The sequence below is a fragment of the Amycolatopsis sp. cmx-4-83 genome, assembly GCF_046548815.1.
GTDB lineage: Bacteria > Actinomycetota > Actinomycetes > Mycobacteriales > Pseudonocardiaceae > Amycolatopsis > Amycolatopsis pretoriensis_A.
In genome coordinates this window covers 671,474-692,462 of record NZ_JAEBEF010000002.1, presented here as the reverse complement: position 1 = coordinate 692,462, position 20,989 = coordinate 671,474, and the positions used below count along the sequence as shown (strand labels likewise).

21 protein-coding genes are annotated in these 20,989 nt (G+C 72.6%); 9 read left to right on the top strand and 12 right to left on the bottom strand.

The window, feature by feature from the left end:
* Positions 1-5: 5 nt before the first annotated feature.
* On the bottom strand, positions 6-1,700 hold the full coding sequence (locus ACLJQM_RS08375) for an SDR family oxidoreductase (protein WP_410630808.1): 1,695 nt from the start codon (positions 1,698-1,700) through the stop codon (positions 6-8).
* Between the two features lie 228 nt (positions 1,701-1,928).
* Between ACLJQM_RS08375 and ACLJQM_RS08370 the strand changes: the two genes are divergently transcribed.
* The 5 genes from ACLJQM_RS08370 (at position 1,929) to ACLJQM_RS08350 (ending at position 6,992) form a co-directional block, all read left to right on the top strand.
* Positions 1,929-2,768, top strand: a complete 840-nt coding sequence (locus ACLJQM_RS08370) for an ABC transporter ATP-binding protein (protein WP_360779903.1) — start codon at positions 1,929-1,931, stop codon at positions 2,766-2,768.
* On the top strand, positions 2,765-3,574 hold the full coding sequence (locus tag ACLJQM_RS08365) for an ABC transporter permease (RefSeq protein ID WP_410630642.1): 810 nt from the start codon (positions 2,765-2,767) through the stop codon (positions 3,572-3,574). Before ACLJQM_RS08370 ends, ACLJQM_RS08365 begins: the two co-directional genes overlap by 4 nt.
* The gene (locus ACLJQM_RS08360; RefSeq protein WP_410630807.1) at positions 3,571-4,728 is read left to right on the top strand and encodes a sensor histidine kinase; all 1,158 of its coding nucleotides are present in this window, start codon (positions 3,571-3,573) and stop codon (positions 4,726-4,728) included. Before ACLJQM_RS08365 ends, ACLJQM_RS08360 begins: the two co-directional genes overlap by 4 nt.
* Positions 4,725-5,345: a response regulator transcription factor gene (locus ACLJQM_RS08355; protein ID WP_247017979.1), complete on the top strand. Its 621-nt coding sequence runs from the start codon at positions 4,725-4,727 to the stop codon at positions 5,343-5,345. Before ACLJQM_RS08360 ends, ACLJQM_RS08355 begins: the two co-directional genes overlap by 4 nt.
* A gap of 306 nt (positions 5,346-5,651) precedes the next feature.
* Positions 5,652-6,992, top strand: a complete 1,341-nt coding sequence (locus tag ACLJQM_RS08350; RefSeq protein ID WP_410630639.1) for a serine hydrolase domain-containing protein — start codon at positions 5,652-5,654, stop codon at positions 6,990-6,992.
* A 47-nt stretch (positions 6,993-7,039) separates the two neighbouring features.
* Here the strand turns inward: ACLJQM_RS08350 and ACLJQM_RS08345 are convergent, their stop codons facing one another.
* Both ACLJQM_RS08345 and ACLJQM_RS08340 read right to left on the bottom strand, forming a co-directional pair.
* Complete coding sequence (locus ACLJQM_RS08345; RefSeq protein ID WP_247017975.1) at positions 7,040-7,357, bottom strand: hypothetical protein; 318 nt, start codon at positions 7,355-7,357, stop codon at positions 7,040-7,042.
* A gap of 11 nt (positions 7,358-7,368) precedes the next feature.
* Entirely contained in the window at positions 7,369-8,055 is a 687-nt protein-coding gene (locus ACLJQM_RS08340; protein ID WP_410630637.1) for a hypothetical protein, read from the bottom strand.
* Between the two features lie 68 nt (positions 8,056-8,123).
* Here ACLJQM_RS08340 and serC point away from each other — a divergent pair, with 68 nt between their 5' ends.
* Positions 8,124-9,248 carry a phosphoserine transaminase gene (serC, locus tag ACLJQM_RS08335; protein ID WP_410630635.1) on the top strand — a complete coding sequence of 375 codons (1,125 nt, stop codon included), beginning with the start codon at positions 8,124-8,126 and terminating at the stop codon, positions 9,246-9,248.
* Here serC and ACLJQM_RS08330 read toward each other — a convergent pair.
* The 6 genes from ACLJQM_RS08330 to ACLJQM_RS08305 form a co-directional block, all read right to left on the bottom strand.
* Complete coding sequence (locus ACLJQM_RS08330; protein WP_410630634.1) at positions 9,241-10,461, bottom strand: glycosyltransferase 87 family protein; 1,221 nt, start codon at positions 10,459-10,461, stop codon at positions 9,241-9,243. The two genes, serC and ACLJQM_RS08330, sit on opposite strands and share 8 nt — an antisense overlap.
* A 48-nt stretch (positions 10,462-10,509) precedes the next feature.
* On the bottom strand, positions 10,510-12,039 hold the full coding sequence (locus ACLJQM_RS08325; RefSeq protein WP_410630633.1) for an amidohydrolase family protein: 1,530 nt from the start codon (positions 12,037-12,039) through the stop codon (positions 10,510-10,512).
* Positions 12,040-12,252: 213 nt separating this feature from the next.
* A complete protein-coding gene (locus tag ACLJQM_RS08320) occupies positions 12,253-13,458 on the bottom strand; it encodes an ABC transporter permease (protein ID WP_410630631.1) in 1,206 nt (401 codons plus the stop codon).
* Positions 13,455-14,141, bottom strand: coding sequence for an ABC transporter ATP-binding protein (locus ACLJQM_RS08315; RefSeq protein ID WP_247017966.1), 687 nt, complete (start codon positions 14,139-14,141; stop codon positions 13,455-13,457). Before ACLJQM_RS08315 ends, ACLJQM_RS08320 begins: the two co-directional genes overlap by 4 nt.
* Entirely contained in the window at positions 14,138-15,232 is a 1,095-nt protein-coding gene (locus tag ACLJQM_RS08310) for a peptidoglycan-binding protein (protein ID WP_410630630.1), read from the bottom strand. The genes ACLJQM_RS08315 and ACLJQM_RS08310 overlap by 4 nt, the downstream gene beginning before the upstream one ends.
* Positions 15,229-15,768, bottom strand: a complete 540-nt coding sequence (locus ACLJQM_RS08305) for a hypothetical protein (protein ID WP_410630629.1) — start codon at positions 15,766-15,768, stop codon at positions 15,229-15,231. The genes ACLJQM_RS08310 and ACLJQM_RS08305 overlap by 4 nt, the downstream gene beginning before the upstream one ends.
* Positions 15,769-15,881: 113 nt before the next feature.
* On the opposite strand from ACLJQM_RS08305, the gene ACLJQM_RS08300 reads away from it, so the two are divergent.
* The 3 genes from ACLJQM_RS08300 to sepH all read left to right on the top strand — a co-directional run bounded on the left by ACLJQM_RS08300 (position 15,882) and on the right by sepH (position 19,009).
* Positions 15,882-16,544, top strand: a complete 663-nt coding sequence (locus ACLJQM_RS08300; protein WP_247017961.1) for a response regulator transcription factor — start codon at positions 15,882-15,884, stop codon at positions 16,542-16,544.
* The gene (locus ACLJQM_RS08295) at positions 16,541-17,689 is read left to right on the top strand and encodes a sensor histidine kinase (RefSeq protein ID WP_410630627.1); all 1,149 of its coding nucleotides are present in this window, start codon (positions 16,541-16,543) and stop codon (positions 17,687-17,689) included. The genes ACLJQM_RS08300 and ACLJQM_RS08295 overlap by 4 nt, the downstream gene beginning before the upstream one ends.
* Before the next feature lie 477 nt (positions 17,690-18,166).
* Entirely contained in the window at positions 18,167-19,009 is an 843-nt protein-coding gene (sepH, locus tag ACLJQM_RS08290) for a septation protein SepH (RefSeq protein ID WP_247017958.1), read from the top strand.
* Here the strand turns inward: sepH and ACLJQM_RS08285 are convergent.
* Genes ACLJQM_RS08285 through ACLJQM_RS08275 form a run of 3 tightly spaced genes read right to left on the bottom strand, consistent with a single transcriptional unit; the run spans position 19,006 to position 20,819 of the window.
* Positions 19,006-19,362 carry an MmcQ/YjbR family DNA-binding protein gene (locus ACLJQM_RS08285; RefSeq protein WP_410630626.1) on the bottom strand — a complete coding sequence of 119 codons (357 nt, stop codon included), beginning with the start codon at positions 19,360-19,362 and terminating at the stop codon, positions 19,006-19,008. The two genes, sepH and ACLJQM_RS08285, sit on opposite strands and share 4 nt — an antisense overlap.
* Positions 19,362-19,982, bottom strand: a complete 621-nt coding sequence (locus tag ACLJQM_RS08280) for a DUF2537 domain-containing protein (RefSeq protein ID WP_360779938.1) — start codon at positions 19,980-19,982, stop codon at positions 19,362-19,364. Before ACLJQM_RS08280 ends, ACLJQM_RS08285 begins: the two co-directional genes overlap by 1 nt.
* Before the next feature lie 30 nt (positions 19,983-20,012).
* On the bottom strand, positions 20,013-20,819 hold the full coding sequence (locus tag ACLJQM_RS08275; RefSeq protein WP_247017955.1) for a TrmH family RNA methyltransferase: 807 nt from the start codon (positions 20,817-20,819) through the stop codon (positions 20,013-20,015).
* Between the last annotated feature and the right edge of the window lie 170 nt (positions 20,820-20,989).

The window sequence follows — 20,989 nt, the reverse complement described above, 5'->3', positions numbered from 1 at the left end:
GCGGCTCACGGCGTCATGTCCAGCTTCGCCGCCGCGCGCAGCAGTCCGGGCGTCAGCCGCGAAAGGACCAAGGCCACCTTCGCCTCCGGTGTGGACGGTGCGATCGCGGTGTCCTTCTCGACGGCCCGCAGGATGTCCTTGGCGACCCCCTCGGGCCCGAAACCCCTTCGCGCGTAAAGCTTCGAGCTGGCCTGCTGACGCCGTCGTTGCTCCTCGTCGGACACCCCGACGAACGTCGTCGTGTTCGTGATGTTCGTCTTCACGATGCCGGGGCACACCGCCGTGACGCCGATGTGGTGCGCGGCCAGCTCGGCGCGCAGGCCGACGCTCAACGCCAGCACGGCGGACTTCGTCGTGGCGTACGCGGTCAGGATCTTCGACGGCAGGTAGGCGGCCGCGGAGGCGAGGTTGACGATCTGACCGCCTTCCGCGCGCTCGGCGAGCATCGGCGCGAACGCGCGGCAGCCGTGGATCACGCCCCACAGGTTCACGTCGATGACGCGCTCCCAGTCCTCGACGGTCGTGTCGAGGAACGGGCCGGACATCCCGATGCCGGCGTTGTTGACCACGATGTCCGGCACACCGTGGTTCTCCCGGACGTCCTGCGCGAAGCGGTGCACGGCGGGACCGTCCGAAGAGTCCACTGTGTACTCGGCGACGCCGTGGTCTTCCAGCAGCTTAAGGGTTTCCGCGGCTGCGGCGGGATCGATGTCGGTGATGACGACGTCGGCGCCCTCGGCGGCGAAGGCGAGCGCGGTGGCCCGGCCGATGCCGCTGCCGGCGCCGGTGACGACGACCAGCTTGTGCTCGAACCGGCCGGCCCCCACGCGCGCCTGGCGCAGCGCGCGGCTTTCGGCGCCGGTCTCGGCGTACTCGATCAGCTCGGCGGCGGCCCGGGCGACCACCTCGGGCTTGGCGCGGGTGACCCAGTGCGTCCCGACGACCCGGCGGATCCGCAGGTCCGGCACCCAGCGGACGACCTCGGTCTGCAGCGGCGCCGTGACGTAGGCGTCGCCGGTCGGGGCGAGCACCTGCACGGGGACGTCGGCGGGCTTCGGGGCCGGTCGCGAAAGGCGGGTGAACATGTTGGCGCGGTAGAGCTCGAGCCCGTGCAGGCCGTCGGACTTCTCCGGCGGCGCCGCGTCCGGTTCCATCCGCTGGATCTGCTTACCCAGCAGGCCGGTCCGCCACAGCAGGTCCGGGACCAGCGGGAACTGGAAGGCGAGGATGTACCACGAGTGCAGGAACTGGCTCAGCGCGTTCTTCAGTCGCTTCGGCGTCGGCCGCGAGAGCTGCGCGCGGAACCAGGCGCCCGCGTGGTCGAGGCTCGGCCCGGAGATCGACGTGTAGGACGCGATCCGGCCGCGCAGCCCGTCACCGGTGACGGCGTGCCACGTCTGGATCGAGCCCCAGTCGTGGGCGACCAGGTGCACCTTGCCGGCCGGCTGCACCGCTTCGACGACCGCGCGCAGGTCGTCGGCCAGCTGGTCCAGCCGGTAGGACGAGCGTCCGGACGGCTTGTCCGACTGTCCGGCCCCGCGCACGTCGTAGGTGACGACGCGGTGCTTCACCCCGAGCGAGGCGGCCACCCCGCCCCACATCGAGCTGTTGTCCGGGTAGCCGTGCACGAGCACGACCGTGGGCCCGTCTTCGCGGCCGTCGACGTGGACCGAGAGGCGGACACCGTCGCTGGCGGTCACCCACTTGTGAGACATTCTGTCATGTTAGACAACCTGTCAACAGCGGTGTTCACCCGCGCGGCGGTTACGCGTGACCGGAAGTTCGGTTTTTTGCTTGCATGACAGCGTTTTCGTGGTTTCCCGTGGAACCAAGCGGTCCGGTGGACACTCTTGTCCACCGAACGGTGGACAGCCGGATTCAGCTGAGCGTTGCTCACGATCAAGCCCCCGGGCAGCCAAGCTGGAGCCATGACCACAGCAGTGAGCGTGCGCGGCCTGCGCAAGCAGTACCCCGGTCACCTGGCCGTGGCCGGGCTGGACCTGGACATCGCCCAGGGCGAGGTGTTCTCCCTGCTCGGCCCGAACGGCGCCGGGAAGACCACCACCGTCGAGATCCTCGAAGGCCACCGCCGGCGCACCGACGGCGAGGTCACCGTGCTCGGGGAGGACCCCGGCAAGGCCGGCCGCGCCTGGCGGGCCCGCATCGGCGTCGTCCTGCAGACCGCGACCGACGCCGCCGAGCTGACCGTCGCCGAGACCGTCCGGCACTTCGCGAAGTACTACCCGGACCCGCGCGACCCCGACGAGGTCATCGACAAGGTCGGGCTCACCGCGAAGGCGGGCGCCCGGGTCAAGTCGCTCTCCGGCGGCCAGCGGCGTCGTGTCGACGTCGCGCTCGGCATCGTCGGGCGCCCCGAACTGCTCTTCCTCGACGAGCCGACCACCGGCTTCGACCCCGAGGCGCGGCGCCAGTTCTGGGCGCTGATCAGCGACCTCGCCGTCGAAGGCACCACGATCCTGCTCACCACCCACTACCTCGACGAGGCCGAGGCGCTCGCCGACCGCGTCGCCGTGATCGCGCGCGGCGAGATCGTCGCGCAGGACACGCCGCGCGACCTCGGGGGCCGGGCCGCCGCCGAGGCGACCGTGCGGTGGGTGGACGAACGCGGTGAGCACGTCGAGCGCACCGCGTACCCGACGAAACTCGTGACCGAGCTCTCTGCTGGGGGTAGGGAGCTCGCCGGCCTCACCGTGACCAGGCCCAGCCTGGAGGACGTCTACCTGGACCTGATCGGAGAAAAGGCATGACCACGCTCGTACTCCCCGGCCCGCTCACGCTCGGGCTGGCCCGAGGCGGCACCGAGCTGCGGCAGTTCTTCCGGCACAAGGAGCAGGTGGTCTTCACCTTCTCCCTGCCCGCGGTGCTGATGATCCTGCTCGGGTCCATCCTGGACGGTCCGACCGCGCTCGAAGGCGTCACGTCCGGGCAGCTGCTCGCGGCCGGGATGATCGGCTCCGGCATCGTCTCGACGTCGTTCAACAGCATCGCGACCGGCGTCTCCGGCGACCGCGAATCCGGCGCGCTCAAGCGCCTGCGCGGCACGCCGATGCCGCCCGCGTCCTACTTCATCGGCAAGATGGTGCTGGTCGCGGTGTCCAGCCTGGCCCAGACCGTGCTGATGGCCGGCGTCGCGGTGCTGCTCTTCGGGCTCGAACTGCCGTCCGACCCGGCGAAGTGGCTGACGCTGCTGTGGGTGTTCGCGCTCGGCATCGTCTCCTGCACGCTGCTCGGGATCGCGATCAGCGCGCTCGCCAAGTCCACCAACGGCGCGGTCGCCATCGTGCAGATGCTGTACCTGGTGCTGCAGTTCATCTCGGGGGTGTTCGTCTCGCCGATCACCAACCTGCCGAAAGTTATGGTGGACATCGCTTCGTTCTTCCCCCTCAAGTGGATTTGCCAGGGCTTCCGGTCGGTGTTCCTGCCGGACGCCGCGGTGCGGATGGAGATGGCCGGGTCATGGGAGCTGCCGCGGGTGGCGCTGGTGCTGGGGATCTGGTGCGTGGTGGGCGCGGTGCTGGCACGGCTGACGTTCCGGTGGACCGACGCGAAGTGAAGGACGCCTGGGACCGGTTCAACTGGCTCTGGGAAATCCTCTTCGCGGTGGCGTACCTGGCCACGACGGTGCTGGTGGTGCTGGACGAAGCCGATCCGGTGCGCACCGCCGTCGCGGTCGGGGCGCTCACCGCGCTCGCGCTGACCTACCTGCTGTGGGGCCGCGGGGTCGTCCGCGACGAAGGGCACGTCCGGCAGCGGTGGGCGCTGGCGCTCGTGGTCCTGGTGCTGGTCGCGGTCGCGATGTTCGCCAACACGACGACCAGCTTCATCCTGTTCATGGTGTGCCCGCTGCTGTTCTCGACGCTCGAGTTCCGGCCGGCCGCGGTGCTGACGACGTTCGCGATCCTGCTGAGCCCGGCGTCGGCGGTGCTCAACGACGGGCTGGCCGGGCCGACGTTGCACATCCTGCTGCCGATGACCGCGATCCTGATCGTGTTCGGGATCCTGTCCGGCAAGTTCATCCTGCACGTCATCGAGGAAAGCCGGGCGCGGGCGGACCTGATCGCGCAGCTGGAAGCGAGCCAGGCCGAGGTCGCCCGCCTCTCCCGGGAGGCGGGCACGGCGGCCGAACGCGAGCGCCTCGCACGGGAAATCCACGACACCCTCGCCCAGGGGTTCACCAGCATCGTCACCCTCGCCCAGGCCATCGAGTCCGAAGTGGACACCGACCCGGTCGCGGCGCGGCGGCACGCCGAGCTGGCCACCCGGACAGCGCGCGACAACCTCACCGAGGCCCGCGCGATGGTCGCCGCGCTGGCCCCGGCCGACCTCACGTCGGGCTCGCTCGTCGACGCCGTCCGGCGGCAGGCCGACCGGCTGGCGGACGAGGCGGGGCTGTCCGTCCGGTACGAAGTGGACAGTGCGCTTCCCGCGCTGCCCATGGCCGGCGAGGTCGTCCTGCTGCGGGGCGCGCAGGAAGCGCTCAACAACGTCCGGCGGCACGCGGCGGCGTCCGCGGTGTCGGTCACGCTGTCCGTTGTGGACGATGCCGTCCGGCTGTCCGTCCGCGACGACGGCGCCGGCTTCGACCCGGACCGCGCCGAAGGGTTCGGCCTGCGGGGCATGCGCTCCCGGGCGGAGCAGGTCGGTGGCAGACTGAGCGTCCGGAGCGGCCCCAGCGGCACCGAACTCACCTTGGAGGTGCCCGCTTGATCCGCGTCATGCTGGTCGACGACCACCCGGTCGTCCGCGAAGGCCTCCGCGGCATGCTCGAAGCCGAGCCCGACCTGACGGTGGTCGGCGAAGCGGGCTCCGGCGACGAAGCCGTCGCGCTCGACCGCGTCACCGAACCCGACGTCGTGCTGATGGACCTGCGCATGCCGGGCCTCGACGGCGTCGGCGCGACCCGGCGGATCCTGCGCGAACAGCCGGCCAGGCGGATCGTGGTGCTCACGACGTACGAAACGGACGCCGACATCCTGCGCGCGGTCGAGGCGGGCGCGTCCGGCTACCTGCTGAAGGACGCGTCCCGCACGGAACTGGCGAACGCGATCCGCGCGGCCGCCCGCGGCGAGACGGTGCTGGCGCCTTCGGTGGCGGGCAAGCTCGTCAACCGGGTGCGCAACCCGGAGCCGCAACCGCTTTCGGCGCGCGAAGTGGAGGTGCTGCACCTGGTCGCGAAGGGCGGCACGAACGCCGACATCGGCCGCGCGCTGCACATCAGCGAGGCGACGGTGAAGACGCACCTGCTGCGGGTGTTCGGCAAGCTCGGCGTGTCGGACCGCACGGCCGCGGTGACGACGGCGATGTCGAGGAACCTGCTCGGCTGAACCCCGGGCCCGCGATGCGGGGGAACCCACCGGCCCGGGCCACCGCGACCCCGCTCGGCTGAACCCCGGAACCTGCTTCCCCAGCCTCGCCCCAGCGCCGCAACCCCAACCCGCCATGCGTGGGAACCCACCGGACCGGCCCCGCGCCACCACAGCCCGCGACCCGCTGGGCTGACCTCGGCACGCCGCCACCCCGCCGCACCTCGCCCAGCGCCGCGACCCGCCCAGCCGGCCCGGGCCACCGCGACCCCGCTCGGCTGAACCCCGGAACCTGCTTCCCCCGCCGCCGCGCGGCAGAATGCCCTCATGCTTGAGTCGACCGAACACGCCCTGCTCCGCCGGATCGCCCACGAGCAGGCGGCCTGCCGGGCGCCGTCGCTGGTTGCCGCTGTTGTGCGGGACGGCGAAATCGTCTGGTCCGGTGGCCGCGGGCGGGTCGGGGGCTCGCGGCCCGGGACCGACACCCAGTACCGGCTGGGCTCGATCACCAAGACCCTCGTCGCCACCGCCGTCATGCGCCTGCGCGACGAAGGGCTGCTCGACCTCAACGACCCGCTCGAAAAGCACGTCCCCGGCACGCCGTTCGGCGCCGCCACCGTCGCGCAGCTGCTGTCGCACACCTCCGGGCTGACGTCCGAGTCGCCGGGACTCTGGTGGGAGCGGACGCCGGGCGCCGACTGGGACGCGCTCGTCGGCAGTCTCGCCGAGGGCGCCACCAAGCACCGGCCGGGCGCGAAGTTCCACTACTCCAACGTCGGCTACGGCGTGCTCGGCGAGCTCGTCTCGCGCCACCGCGGCAAGGGCTGGCTCTCCGTGCTCGACGAGGAGGTGCTCGGCCCGCTCGGGATGACCCGCACCACGCCGCACCCGACCGGCGCGCACGCCGAAGGCTTCGCCGTGCACCCCTTCGCCGACATCCTGCTGCCCGAGCCGAGCCCGGACGCCGGCGCGATGGCCCCCGCCGGGCAGCTGTGGTCCACCGCGACCGACCTCGGGCGCTGGACGGCGTTCCTCGGCGGGCACGGCGGCGGCGTGCTGGCGCCGGAGACCATCGAGGAAATGCGGACCATGGTCACCGTCGACGACACCGACGTCTGGACGACCGGGTTCGGGCTCGGCCTGATGCTCGTGCGCTACGGCGGCCGGCGGCTGGCCGGGCACACCGGCTCGATGCCCGGCTTCCTCGCCGTCACGCTGGTCGACCCGGTCGCGCAGACCGGCGCGCTGGTGCTCACCAACTCGACGTCCGGCGTCGGCATCACCCAGCTCTGCCTGGACCTCATCACGATGACCGACGAGCGGGAGCCGCGCCTGCCCGTCGAGTGGGAGCCCACCGCCGTCGACCCGGAGCTGCTCGCGCTGACCGGGCTCTGGCACTGGGGCCCGACGCCGTACCACCTGCGCGTGCAGCCCGAGGGCGTGCTCCTGCTGGCGCCGGTCGAGGGCGCCGGGCGCAGCTCGCGCTTCCGCGCGACCGGGAAGGACACCTACGTCGGTCTCGACGGCTACTACTCCGGCGAGACGCTCGAAGTGGGCCGCGGCGCCGACGGCGTGGCCACCCACCTCGACCTGGCGACCTTCATCTTCACGCGCACGCCTTACGACCCCGCCGCACCGGTCCCGGGCGGCGTCGAGGACTGGCGCTGACCGGCCGGGCCCCGCTCACACCCCCAGCGCGGTGGTGAGCGGGGCCCTCAGGTCAGTGCGGCCGTGCCCGCCGCGTAGGCGACGGACACGGCGAACCGGGTGGCGATGCGCTTGCCTTCGCCCCAGTCGAACACCCCGAACTTCAGCTGGGTCTGCACGGTGATCGTCGAACCCTGCGCCGCCGGCGAAACCATCGCGGTGACGACCTGACCCCAGCTGAGGAAGGTCATCCCGGTGCGGCAGGTGACATAGCCGCGCTGGGCGTCGTAGAACGGGCCCTGCCCGCCGATCGCCGTGACCCCGGCGGGGAGCGCGTTCCACAGCACCTGCGGCGGCACCGGGAAACTCTGCTGCACTGTCGTCATGGCGGGCCAACCTACCGGGCCGAGCGCCCCGCGGGCACCGTGTTTTTCCGGTCACGGCGGTGGACGCCGAGCTCGCCGACGGCGTAACCGTCCCCGTCCGGAAGGCCGATGACGAGGTGCTCCGAAGGCCACCCGGCCAGCCACATCCGGCGCCGGCCCGCCAGCTCGGCGGCGACGTCGGCCGGTGCCGAGTCCAGGTGGAACTTGATCCGGTGGTCGCCGGGCAGCACGGCCCAGCCGTCGACCGGCTCGCCCGGACGCACGTCGAACGCCGCGGCGGCGACCTCCGTCCAGCGGCCGTTCAGGCACCGCGCGATCTCGGCGAGTTCGGACCGCCACCCCGCCAGGCCCAGCACGACCAGCAGGCCCGGGACCGGCACCAGCAACGGCAGCCAGCCGCCGTCGAAGACGATGGCCGCCGCTTCGGCGCCGACGGCGAAGACGGCGGCCGTCCAGACCGCCGCGGTCCGGGCAGCGAGCCGCCACCGGACCCGGGAGCGACGGCGCAAGCGGACCCGACGGCTCGGGCGTTCCTCGCCGGTCACCCACCACGGCAGCCGCCGGACGAAGACCAGCGCCAGCGTCGCCGCGAACCCGACGGGCAGGCCGATGGCGGTGGTGCCGGTCCACCCCTCGACGAGGAGGTGCACCGCGGCCACCACCGCGAACCAGGCGAAAAAGTACCAACGAGGCTTCATCGATTCCACATGTCGGACACCTGCCCACCTGTGTTAGCTGCTGCATCCCGACCTGAGAGACTGGCCACATGACCGACGCTGAGTTGACCATCCCCGCAGACCTCAAGCCGGCCGACGGCCGCTTCGGCTGCGGACCGTCGAAGGTCCGCGCCGAGCAGCTGAGCGCACTGGCGGAGTCCGGCTCCACCTACCTCGGCACGTCGCACCGGCAGAAGCCGGTCAAGTCCCTCGTCGGGCGCGTCCGGGCCGGCCTGTCCGAGCTCTTCTCGCTGCCCGAGGGCTACGAAGTGATCCTCGGCAACGGCGGCACCACGGCGTTCTGGGACGCGGCCGCGTTCGGCCTGGTCCGCGAGCGCTCGCAGCACTTCACCTACGGCGAGTTCTCCTCGAAGTTCGCCTCCGTGACCAAGGGCGCGCCGTTCCTGGCCGACCCGATCGTCGTCAAGGCCGACGCCGGCAGCGCGCCGGACATCGCCTACGAAGCCGGCGCGGACCTGGTCGGCTGGGCGCACAACGAGACGTCGACCGGTGTCGCCGTTCCCGTTCGCCGTCCGGAAGGCTCCGAAGGCGCGCTGGTCGCGATCGACGCCACCTCCGGTGCCGGCGGCCTCCCGGTCAAGGCCGAGGACTTCGACGTCTACTACTTCGCGCCGCAGAAGTCGTTCGCCGCGGACGGCGGGCTGTGGATCGCGCTGGCCTCCCCGGCCGCGGTCGAGCGCATCGGCGAGATCGGCGGCGGCGACCGCTGGATCCCCGAGTTCCTGTCGCTGACCACCGCGCTGGACAACTCCCGCAAGGACCAGACGTACAACACCCCGGCCGTGGCCACGCTGTTCCTGCTCGCCGAGCAGATCGAGTGGATGAACGGCCAGGGCGGCCTCGAGTGGACGACCGCGCGCACGAAGGACTCGTCGTCGCGGCTGTACGAGTGGGCCGAGAAGACCAGCTACACCACGCCGTTCGTCAAGGACGCGGACCTGCGCTCGCAGGTCGTCGGCACGGTCGACTTCAGCGACGACGTCGACGCCGCCGCGGTGGCGAAGGTGCTGCGCGCCAACGGGATCGTCGACACCGAGCCGTACCGCAAGCTGGGCCGCAACCAGCTGCGCGTCGGCCTGTTCCCGGCCATCGACCCGGACGACGTCACGAAGCTCACGCAGAGCATCGAGTACGTGGTCGAGCGGCTCAGCTGACCCGGGGTTCCGCGGAGGGGACCTTCGCCACTTCGGCGGCGGAGGTCCCCTTCTGCGTGCTCAGGCGGCGGGCGCCGAACGCGGCCAGGGCCAGCAGAAGCAGGCCGAACAGTTCGTAGGACTCGGTGGCGAGCCACCAGGTCGCGGACGGCGCCGGCCGTGGGGCGAACCACATCGGGCCGGCGATGAACAACGCCACTCCCGCGACGACGACCGCGGCCGCAACCCACCGGACCGCCCGGTCGAAGCGCCACGCGTACCACCCGGCGAGGACGAGGATCGGCACGCACCACGTCCAGTGGTGGGTCCACGAGATCGGCGAGACGAGCAGCCCGCCGAGCGCACAGGCGGTGAGCCCGAGCACCGGCTCGGCGGCCCGCACGATGATCACCGCGACCAGGGCCATCACGGCCACCGCGGCCAGCACCCACACGGACTCCGGCAGGCCGGCGCGCACGGTCAGGCCGTGCAGCGACTGGTTGCCGACGTAGTCGACGCCGCCGATGCGGCCCGCGTCGAAGACGAGCTTCGTCCAGTACGTGACCGACGCCGACGGCCGGACCAGCCACAGCAGCGCCCCGGCCGCGAGGAAGCCGCCGACCACCCGCGCGGCCGACTTGAAGTCGCGGCGGAACAGGAAGTAGACGACGAAGACGGCCGGCGTCAGCTTGATCGCCGCGGCCACGCCGATCAGCAGGCCCTTCGTCCGCTTCCGCTCGCCGGGCAGCAGCACGTCGAGCACCACCAGCACCATGAGCAGCGCGTTGATCTGCCCGAAGCCGAGCGTCGAGCGCACCGGCTCCAGCAGGGCGCCGGCGAGCTGCGCGCCGATCGCGACCAACGCGGCCACCGCGCGGCCGTTGACCTTCGACGCGTCGGTGAGCGAGCCGTTGAGCGTCGCGACGTAGAGGTAGGCGACGACGCCGGTCGCGAGGATCGACGCGATGCTGACCAGCTTCATCGTCACCGCGAACGGCAGCAGCGTGCCGGGCAGGAACACCGCCGCGGCGAACGGCGTGTACGTGAACGGCAGCAGGATCTGGTGCGTGGTCGGCACCCAGGCGTCGTACGGCGTGCCCTGCTGGGCCAGCGCCTGGGCGCCGCCCAGGTAAACCTCCAGGTCGAGGCCGTCGAACCGCTTCAGGACGAGGACCAGGACGACCGCGGCGACCTCGAGCACCGCGAGGGACCACAGCAGTTTCCGCCCAGTCAACGCGTCCCCCTCGAACCCGGTCTCCGACCGGCCGAGATTACCGGGCGCTCAGCAGCAGCCGTGCACCGGCAACCGCACTGACCTGGCCTTCGCCGAGGGCGGCCGGTTCGCCGCGGCTTCGGCGTCGGCGAGCAGCCGGGCGCGCGCGGCCCGGTCGAGCACGCGGCCGGCGGTGACGACGGTGTCGATCCGCCGGACCGCGCGGATGTCGGCGAGCGGGTCGGCGTCCAGCAGCACCAGGTCGGCGGCCTTGCCGGGGCCGATCGTCCCGACGCTCGCCGAGCGGCCGAGGAACGCGGCCGCGTCGCGGGTGACGGTCTGCAGCGCCCGTTTCGGCGTCAGCCCGGCCTCGACGAGGTGGTCGAGCTCGTCGTGCAGGCTGAAGCCCGGGAAGACGTACGGGTTCTGGCAGTCGGTCCCGCCGAGGAGCCCGACGCCGTTGCGGTACGCCTCGCCGGTCAGCCGCAGCTGCGCCTGGAAGTAGTCCTCCTGCTGGGCGACCTGATCCGGCGTGACCGGCGTGAAGAGCGTGAGCCGGTCGGCCCAGTAGTCGCGGATGTCCTGGGAGACGTACTTGAGCCGCGGGTCGTGCGCGAAGGTGTCGGCGGGCTTCGAAATGACGCGGTTGACCGCGAACGTGGGCGTCAGCCAGCTGCCGAGCGCGTTGAGCCCGGCGAAGTGGCGTTCGGCCGTTTGCGGGTCGTAGGCCTGGGCGGCCTGCCGGTCGAGTTCGCGGGCGAGGTTGAAGAAGTCGCGCGGGGCCTTCGGGTCGAACGGCTTCGCGTCGAGGCGGGCGAGGAACTCGTCGCGCCGGCTCGAGGTCGCGATCGGCAGCCCGAAGGAGTGCTCGAAGCTGCGCTGCCCGTAGCGGGCGGCCTCCAGCTGCCCCATCCGGTACGGCCAGTGCCCGGCGAAGGTCAGGCCGAGCCGGTCGCACTCGTCGGCGATCGCGGTGAAGCACTCGCGCGGCAGGTAGAAGTAGACCTTGACGAAGTCCGCGCCCTGCGCCGCGGCGGTCCGGACCGCCGCCCGCGCTTCCTGGGCGTTCGCGACCTGGGTGATCGGCGGGCCGAGCAGGGACACCGGCCCGTCGATGATCGCGCTGGCCAGCACGACCCGCGGGCCGAGCAGCTCACCGCGGACGATCTTGTCGCGGGTGGCGCGGTTCTCGGCGTAACCCTGCATCTCGCGGATGCCGGTGACGCCGTTGGCCAGGAACAGCGGCGGCCACAGCTCTTCCATCTCGATGCCGTGGGCGTGCATGTCCCAGAGCCCCGGCACGAGCCAGCGGCCGCGGCCGTCGATCACCCGGGCGGGGCCCCAGCGCGGCACTTCGGCGGCCGGGCCGACCCAGGCGATCCGGTCCCCGACCAGCACGACCGCGGAGTTCGGGCGGGCCGGGCCGTCGGTGCCGTCGACGACGGTCGCCCCGGTCACCACGACGACGTCGGTGCCGGCCGCGGCGGCCTCCCGCGCGAACACCGCGGGTGCGATCCCGGCGGCGGCCAGACCCGCGCCCGCCGTGGCCAGCCACCGCAGGAAGTCCCGCCGGTTCGCCTCGACTCGCACCAAGCCCACCCACCCCTTCGCTCACGACCCCGGTGCCCATTCAACGCGGGCGCGATCGAGCGCGAAATCTTCCAACGTGCTGAATCCCGGCCGGCGAGTAACCCGTTACCCGGCGTCCGTGTCATCGCCCGGCCCCCGCCCCAGCCGCCCCCACCCGACGCCGTGAACGACTCGTTCATGTCGTCCGGCGACATGAACGAGTCGTTCACCGCACCCGCCGGGTCAGGCCAGCGCCTGCGTGGGCGGGAGCCTGGCCGCCCGCATCGCCGGGTAGGCGCCCGCGACCGCCCCCACCAGAGCCGCGACCCCCACCCCGCCGGCCAGCGCCCCGGCCGGCAGCACCGCCGGCCACCCCTGGCTCAGCGCGTACCCCGCGGTCACCAGCACCCCGGCCAGCACCCCCGCGAGCCCGCCCAGCCCGGACAGCAGCACCGACTCGGCCAGGAACTGGCCGCGGACCTGCCGCTTCGTCGCGCCGAGCGCGCGGCGGAGGCCGATCTCGCGCCGTCGTTCCAGCACCGAGATCACCATCGTGTTCGCCACCCCGACCCCGCCGACGAGCAGCGCGACCCCGCCGAGCCCGAGGAACAGCGCGCTGTACGTCGTGTCCGTCAGCTTCTGCGCGGCGAGCGCATCCGACGGGCGGCGCACCTCGACCTCGTTGGGCGCCTGCGGGTTCAGCGTCGCGGCCAGCACCGACCGCACACTGTCCACTTGGGACTCCTCGGCGCGGGCGTACACCGTGGACGGGTGGCCGTCGAAGCCGAGCAGCCGCTTCGCGACGTCCCAGCCGACCAGCGCCGACCGCTCGATCTCCGGCGCCAGGGGCATCGGCGCGAGGATCCCGGCCACGGTGAACCACTGCGTCCCGATCAGCACCTGCGGCGGGCGGGCCGGGTCGGCGTGGTCGATGCCGAGCCGGGCCGCGGCCTGCGAACCCAGCACCACCACCGGGTAGTCCTGGTCGCCCGCCGCCAGGAACCTGCCGGTCCGGACCTTGCCGCCGAGCACGCCCAGCAGGTCCGGCCGCGCCGCGTACACAGCCAGCCCGGAGGAGTCGTTCGGCGCGATCTTGTCGCTGCGCCGCACGTTCGCCGACGTCGTCCCGGTGCCGCTGACCGCCTGCACCGGCCCGATCCGCTTCGCCATCGGGACGGCGTCGTCCGGCAGGGTCGCGTCGGCCCCGAACAACGTCTGCCCCGGCCCGGCCGTCAGCAGGTTGGTGCCTAGCGCGGCCAGCCGGTCGTGCAGCGCCTGCGCGCCGGACGCCGGGATCGCCAGCACCGCGACCATCGCCGCGACGCCGATCGCGATGCCCAGCGCGGAGAGCACCGCGCGCACCGGCCGCGTGCGCATGCCGTGCGCGCCCAGCGCGACGACGTCCGGCGGCTTGAGCCGGGCCGGTTCCGGCAGCGTCACGAGGGTCATCGCGCACCCACCAGACCGGTGTCCAGCCGCAGCCGCCCGTCGAGCAGCTCGATCCGGCGCGGCATGCCGGCCGCGATCTCGCGGTCGTGGGTGATCACGACGATCGTGGTGCCCTCGGCCGAAAGCTCGCCGAGCAGCCCGAGCACGGACGCGCCGGTGCCGGTGTCGAGGTTGCCGGTCGGCTCGTCGGCCAGCAGGATCGACGGCTCGTTGACCACCGCCCGCGCGATCGCGACGCGCTGGCGCTCCCCGCCGGACAGCTCGCCGGGGCGGTGCCACGCCCGGTGCCCCAGCTTGACGCGGTCGAGCGCGGCGAGCGCCCGGTCGCGCCGCCGCCGTCGCGGCACCCCGGCGTAGAGCAGGCCGGTGCACACGTTGTCCACCGCACTCATCCCTTCGTCGAGGAAGAACTGCTGGAACACGAACCCGATCCAGCGCGACCGCAGCGCGGAGACCTTGCGGTCCGGCAGCGCGGCGACGTCGTGGCCGTGCAGCTCGATCCGCCCGGACGAGGGCCGGTCGAGCGTGCCCATCAGGTGCAGCAGCGTCGACTTGCCGGACCCGGACGGCCCGACGATCGCGACCATTTCGCCGTCCTCCAGGGAAAGCGAGACGCCGTCGAGCGCGGCGACGCCGCCGGGGTAGGTGCGCGTGACCTCGTGCACGCGCAGCACGGGCGTCACGACGTCGTCACCACCCGCATGCCCGCGGTCAGGCCGTCGCCGGTGACCTCGACCTTGCCGCCGCTGAACAGTCCGGTTCGGACAGCCACCAGCCGGCGCTTGCCGTTTTCGTCGACCTCGACCGCGTACCCGCCTTCGGCGAGCGCGAGCAGGGCGCCGACCGGGACCGCCAGCACGCCCTGGTGGACGTCCTTGGTGAACCGGACGCTCGCCGGCGAGGAGTCGAGGGGGCCGCCCGCAGCCGGGTCGTCGAGCCGGACGGTGACGGTGATCGTCGGCTTGCCGTCGTTGTTGCCCGCCGCGTCCTTGCCCTCGACCGCCGAGCGCCCGACGTCGGTGATCGTGCCCGTCGTCGGCTTCCCGTTGATCGTCACGGTCGCCTTCGCGCCCTGCTGCGCGAGGTCCTGCTTGGCCGCCTCGAGCTTCACCTGCACCGACCGGACGGTCCCGGTCGTCTTGAGCACCTCGCCCTGTGCCGGCGAACCGGGCTTGGCGGCGAGCGACGACACCCGGACCTCACCCGCCGCGAGCACGACGTCGCCCTGGCCGAACGCGCCGGTCTGCTCCAAGCCGAGCGACTTCTGCCACTTCTTCAGCGCGGCCGCCGTCGCCGACGTGAACTTCTTGTCCGGTGTGCCGAACCCGCCGAAGCCGCACGCCTTGAGGTTCTCCTCCAGCTGCTTGACGTCGGCGCCGTCGGCCGCGCCGGCGGCGAGGTCGCGGTAGAACGGGAGCGTGCCGTAGAACAGCGGCACCGGCTTCGCGTCCACTCCGTACACCGCCTGGCAGCGGGTGATCTCGGCGCCGGCCGCGGGCAGCGACGTGATCGTGCCGGGCTTGCGGCCCTGGACGGTGTCCTCGTCGCCGTAGCCGAGCGTGCCGTCGGCTTCCTCTTCCTCGCTGAGGTCGGTTTTGACGACCTCGGCGGTCTCCACCGGCGGCGGCGCGGCTTCCTTCACCGGCGTCGCGCTCGACACCCGCGTCAGGATCACGACGGAGCCGGTGCCCAGCACCACGACGAGGACCGCGGCGGCGACGAACCACCGGGTCCGGCCGCGCCGGCGGGGCTTGAGTTCGGTCACGTGACTCATCGCGCCGGCGCCGCCTTCACGCTCATGCCCATGCCGCACGCCTTCGCGGCCTCTTCGAACTTCTTCGGGTCGTCGCCCGGGCCGCCGACGCGCATCGTCCCCTTGCCGCTCGGGTCGGGGTCGGGCATGTCGACGCCGTGGTCGCGCATGCACTTGGCGTCCTTGCGCATCTTGTCGAGCTCCTCGGCGCTCGGCGGCTTCATCTCGCCGCCGTTGGGCATGAGGTGCTTGCACGCCTTCTGCGCGGCTTCGATCTTCGAGGCGTCGGCGCCGTCCCCGCCCAGGGTGATCGCCATGCCCCCGCCGTCACCGGCCGGTTTGGGGTCGGGCATGTCGACGCCGTGCTCGCGCATGCACTTGGCGAACTCGCGCATCTTGTCTTCGTCGCTCTTTCCGCTGGTGTCGGCGGCGGTGGGCCCGCCCGGCTTCGGCGGCGTCGAAATCGAGGCGACCTTGCCGCCGTCGTCTCCCTTGGCGCCGCAGCCCCCGAGCAGCAGTGCCGCCCCGAGCGCCGCGACGACGATCCATGTCCGCATGGCTCGTTCCTTCCTTCTCCGGTCGGGTGCCAGGTCTACGGATCCGGGGATTCGGGCGCGCTAAGCGACGTCGCTTATGCGGTCCTTATGGCCTGCCTGCGCAGACTGGGCGGGTGCGGGTGCTGGTGGTGGAGGACGAGCGGCTCTTGGCCGACTCGGTCGCGGAGGGGCTGCGGCGGTTTTCGATGGCCGTCGACGTCTGCTACGACGGCGCGCAGGCCCTGGAACGGGTCGGCGTGCACGGCTACGACGTCGTGGTGCTCGACCGCGACCTGCCACTGGTGCACGGTGACGACGTCTGCGCCGCGGTGGTCCGTGCGGGCGGCGAGGCGCGGGTGCTGATGCTGACCGCGGCCGCCGACGTCACCGACCGGGTGGCCGGGCTGGGCCTCGGCGCCGACGACTACCTGACGAAGCCGTTCGCGTTCGCCGAGCTGGTCGCCCGGGTCCAGGCGCTGTCGCGGCGCGCGCGGCCCGCGTTGCCGCCGGTGCTGGAACGCGGCGGCGTCGTCCTCGACCTGCCGCGCCACCAGGCCGCCCGCGACGGCCGGTTCCTGCTGCTCTCGCCGAAGGAGTTCGCCGTGCTCGAGGTCCTGATGCGCGCGGAAGGCACGGTGGTCAGCGCCGAGGACCTGCTGGACAAGGCGTGGGACGAGCACGCGGACCCGTTCACGAACGCGGTGCGCGTCGCGGTGATGACGTTGCGGCGCAAGCTCGGCGACCCGCCGGTGATCGAGACCGTGCCCGGTGCCGGCTACCGGTTCGGCACGCCGTGAACGGCTTTTCGGTCCGCGCGAAGCTCACCGCCTGGTACGGCGCGCTGTTCCTGCTCGCCGGGCTGGTGCTCGTGGTGATCAACTACCTGCTGGTGCAGAGCACGCTGCCGGACCCGACCCGGGTCGCGTCGACGACGCTCGGCTCGGCCGACGCCACCTACGGCATCACGGCCGGCACGCCCCTGCCGTCCGAAGGCGTCGCCGTGCGGCTGCTCAGCGGCTCACTCGACGAGTACCGCTCCTCGACGCTCTCGACGTTGCTCGTCGGCTCGGCGATCGCGCTGGTGGCGACGGCCGGGCTGGCGGTGCTGTTCGGCTGGCTGATGGCCGGGCGCGCGCTGCGGCCCCTGCACGACATCACCTCGACCGCGCGCCGGCTCGAGGCGGGCAAGCTCGACCGCCGCATCAACCTGGAGGGCCCGCCCGACGAGCTGAAGGAGCTGGCGGACACGTTCGACGGCATGCTCGACCGGCTCGCGGAGTCGTTCGACAGCCAGAAGCGGTTCGTCGCGAACGCGTCGCACGAGCTGCGGACGCCGCTGGCCGTGCAACGGACGCTGATCGAAGTGGCGATGGCCGACCCGGAGGTGACGCCGGAGCTGCGGAAGCTCGGCACGCACCTGCTCCACACGAACGAGCGCAGCGAACGGATGATCGAGGGCCTGCTGGTCCTCGCCCGCAGCGACCGCGGCCTGCACGCGCGCGCACCGGTCCGGCTGGACGCCGTAGTGGCTTCGGTGGTCCGGGCGACGGCCGCCCAGGCGTCGACGGCGGGGGTGACGGTGGAGACGCGCCTGCGCCCCCGGGTGGTGGCGGGCGACCCGGTCCTGCTGGAGCGGCTGGTGACGAACCTGGTGGTCAACGCGATCACGTACAACGCCTCGGGCGGCTGGGTGTACGTCGAGGTCCGCGGCGACCCGGCCCTGGAGGTGCGCAACTCGGGTCCGGTGGTGCCGCCCGACGCCGTGCCGGCGTTGTTCGAGCCGTTCCGCCGGGTGGGGTCGGAGCGAACGGGCGACACGCGCAACGCGGGACTGGGGTTGTCGATCGTCCGCTCGGTGGCCCAGGCCCACGCGGGCTTCGCGGAGGCCCAGCCCGGCCGGCGCGGCGGCCTCACGGTGACGGTCCGGTTGCCGCCCTCGTGAGTGGTGGAGGCTGAGCGGCCGGCCGGCTCGGACGTCATGAACGAGTCGTTCATGACGTCCGACGCGCTGAACGACCCGTTCATGACATCCAGCGAGCCGCCACCGCCCCCGGCGGGTCCAGCCAGCGGCGGGGCCCAGTCGACCGACCAGACCCCCGCGGCGGCGCGCCTGCTGTCATGAACGACCCGTTCATGACGTCCGGCGCGCTGAACGACCCGTTCATGACATCCCGCGAGCCGCCCCAGCCCCCGCATCCGGCTGCCGCCGATCCACGCCGGCTTGATCCACTCGATCGTGACTGACCGTGTCCGGCGTGTCACACAGCAACCCCTGACCTGGGTGACCCATGATGCGAGCGTCGCGAAATGAACAGTGGGCAGTTCGGCACGGACTCGGCGCGCCTCGCACGTCAAGTCGACGCGCCGTTCTAACGTGGGCACCCACAACGGTGAAGAAGAGATCGGGGAGGCGAGAACAATGCGGGCGCTGCGAGTGGTCGGGCTGCACGAGGACGGCAAGTCCATCGTGCTCGAAGACCCGGCGAGCCGCACTCGCTTCCTGCTCCCGGCTGATGAGCGACTGCGTGCGGCGGCGCGGGGGGACATCACCCGCCTCGGCCAGATCGAAATCGAGTTGGAGAGCCAGATGCGGCCACGCGAGATCCAGCAGCGCATCCGCGCCGGCGAGTCCGTCGAGCAAGTCGCCGCGAGCGCCGGTGTCAGCACACAGCGCGTCGAGCGCTACGCCTACCCCGTCCTGCTCGAGCGGTCGCGCACCGCCGAGCTCGCGCAGAGCGCGCACCCCGTCCGTGAAGACGGCCCCGACGTGCAGACGCTCGGCGAGGTCGTCGCGTACGGCTTCGGCGTGCGCGGGCACGACTACTCGCAGGCCACCTGGGACTCGTGGAAGGGCGACGACGGCCGCTGGGTCGTCGTGCTCCAGTGGAAGGCCGGCCGGTCGGACAACCGCGCGCACTGGGCGTTCTCCCCCGGCGCGCACGGCGGCACGGTCACGGCGCTCGACGAGAACGCCGAGGTCCTGCTGGACCCGAACGCCTACCGCCCGCCCCGGACGGTCCGTGCCTTGGCCCCGGCCCGCGAAACGGAGTTCCAGCCGACGCTGGACTCGGTGGCGCCGGAGCGCGCCGAACTGCCGTCGGCCGAGCCGGACCCGGACGACGACACCCGCGAGATCCCGCGCGTGCCGGCGGACCCGGAAGAAGACACCGCCGAGCAGCCGCGGCCGAAGGCCAAGAAGAATCACCCGATCGTGCCGTCCTGGGAGGACGTGCTCCTCGGGGTCCGCTCGCAGCGCGGCTAGTCCACCCGCGCCGCGAGCGTCTTCGGCGCCACCTGCCGGTACGCCTCGCGCACGATCCGGCCGACCTCGGCCCAGTCGACGTCGACGTCCAGCCGCACGCCCAGCCACCCGCGGTGCCCGACGTAAGCCGGCCGGAAGAAGCGCTCGGGCTCTCCGCGCACCAGCTCCTCCTGCACCCCGGGCGGCGCCGGGCACCAGAACGCGAGCCTGCCGTCGCCGTGGTGGTCGTCGGCGAACATCACGAAGGTCTTCTTGCCGCGCACGAACCAGGCGGGCGCCCCGTGGCTGAGCCGCTCGGTCGCCTCCGGCAGGGCCAGGCACACCTTCCGCAGCTCGTCCAGCGGCTCGCCCATCAGGCACCGCCGAAGGCGATCACCAGCACGCCGATCCACGCGATCACCACACCGCCCGCGGCGCCGTACGCGGCCCACCGCAGGATCGGCGTGCGCCGCACCAGCCACAGCGACGGCGTGATCCCGCCCGTCACGACGACCGACGCCACCAGCGCCAGCCACCCGCTGGTCTCCCGCGCCAGCGTCGAAGCCAGCGCCAGCATCGCCACGACGACCACGGCCGCGATGAACGCCGACACCGTCAGGCCGGTCGGCCACGGGGTCGGTTCGCCGGGCGGTCCCGGCGGGCCCAGCACGGCGCGGACGAACCGGTGGCCGGGTTCGGGTTCGCGCGGCGGCGGCTCGACGACCGTGTCCGCACCCGTCACCGGGTCCACGAACCGGACGGTCGTGCCCATCACCGACGCGAGCCGGCCCGCCAGCTGGCGGCCGCGCTGCGAAACGACCGCGCTCGCTTCGGCACCGGAATCGGCCGAGACGGCGGCCGCGACGCGGGCCCACTCGTGCAGGGCCTGCGCCAGGTCGGCGCCGATCGCGAGCTTGTGCGGGTCCACCTCGCGCGCGTGCTCCCCGCCGGGGCCGGCCAGCACGGCGCGCTCGCCGCGGATCCGCAGCTCCATGGTGTCCTTTCGCCAGACTGGGGGATCACTTTAGCCACCCGGAGCCAGTTCGTAGAAGGCAACGGCGGCAGCGGTCGCGATGTTCAGTGAATCGACTCCGGCCGGCATGGGTATCCGGACCGCGTGATCAGCCGCAGCCAGCGCCGCTTCGGTCAGCCCGGGACCCTCGGCACCGAAGAGCAACGCCACCCGACCGGGCGCGTGCGCGCGCAGTTCACGCAGGGAAACCGACCCCGGCCGCGGGGTGAACGCCGCGACGGCGAACCCGCGCGCCCGCAGGTCGTCGAGCCCGCCCGGCCAGTCCTCGAGGTGCCCGAACGGCACGCGCAGCACGTGTCCCATCGAGACGCGCACGCTGCGCCGGTACAGCGGGTCGGAACAACCGGGCCCGAGCAGCACCCCGCCGACGCCGAGCGCGGCCGCGTTCCGGAAGAGCGAGCCGAGGTTTTCGTGGTCGCCGACGCCTTCCAGCACGGCGATCGTGGCGGCACCGTCGACGACTTCGGAAACCGTGAGCGGCGCCGGCCGGTCGGCGACGGCGAGGATCCCGCGGTTGAGGTGGAACCCGACCACGTCGGCCATCGTCTCCGCGGACGCGACGTACTGCGGCGCCTCGATTCCTTCGAGTTCGGCCGCCAGTTCGGCGAACCGCCGTTCGACCCCGAGCAGCGCCCGCACCGGGTAGCGGGACGCCAGCAGCCGGGACACCACGACGGTGCCTTCAGCGATGACGAACCCCCGTCCACCAGGCCGGTCCGGGCGCCGGTCCGCTGTGGACAGCTCGCGGAAATCGTCGACCCGCGGGTCGTCCCGATCGTGGATGTGGATCACGCCCATCCGCCCAGTGTGTCACCCGCTTGCCGGGCACCCGACTGGTCCGAACGTCGACACCCCGGTGCTGCGAACGGGTCCATTTTGCTTTCGGTTAACCCCTCGTGACGGAGAGCACCAGTTTGGCCGCTAGCACGGGTGCATCGCCTGTGTAACGGTTGTCCGCCAGGACCTGA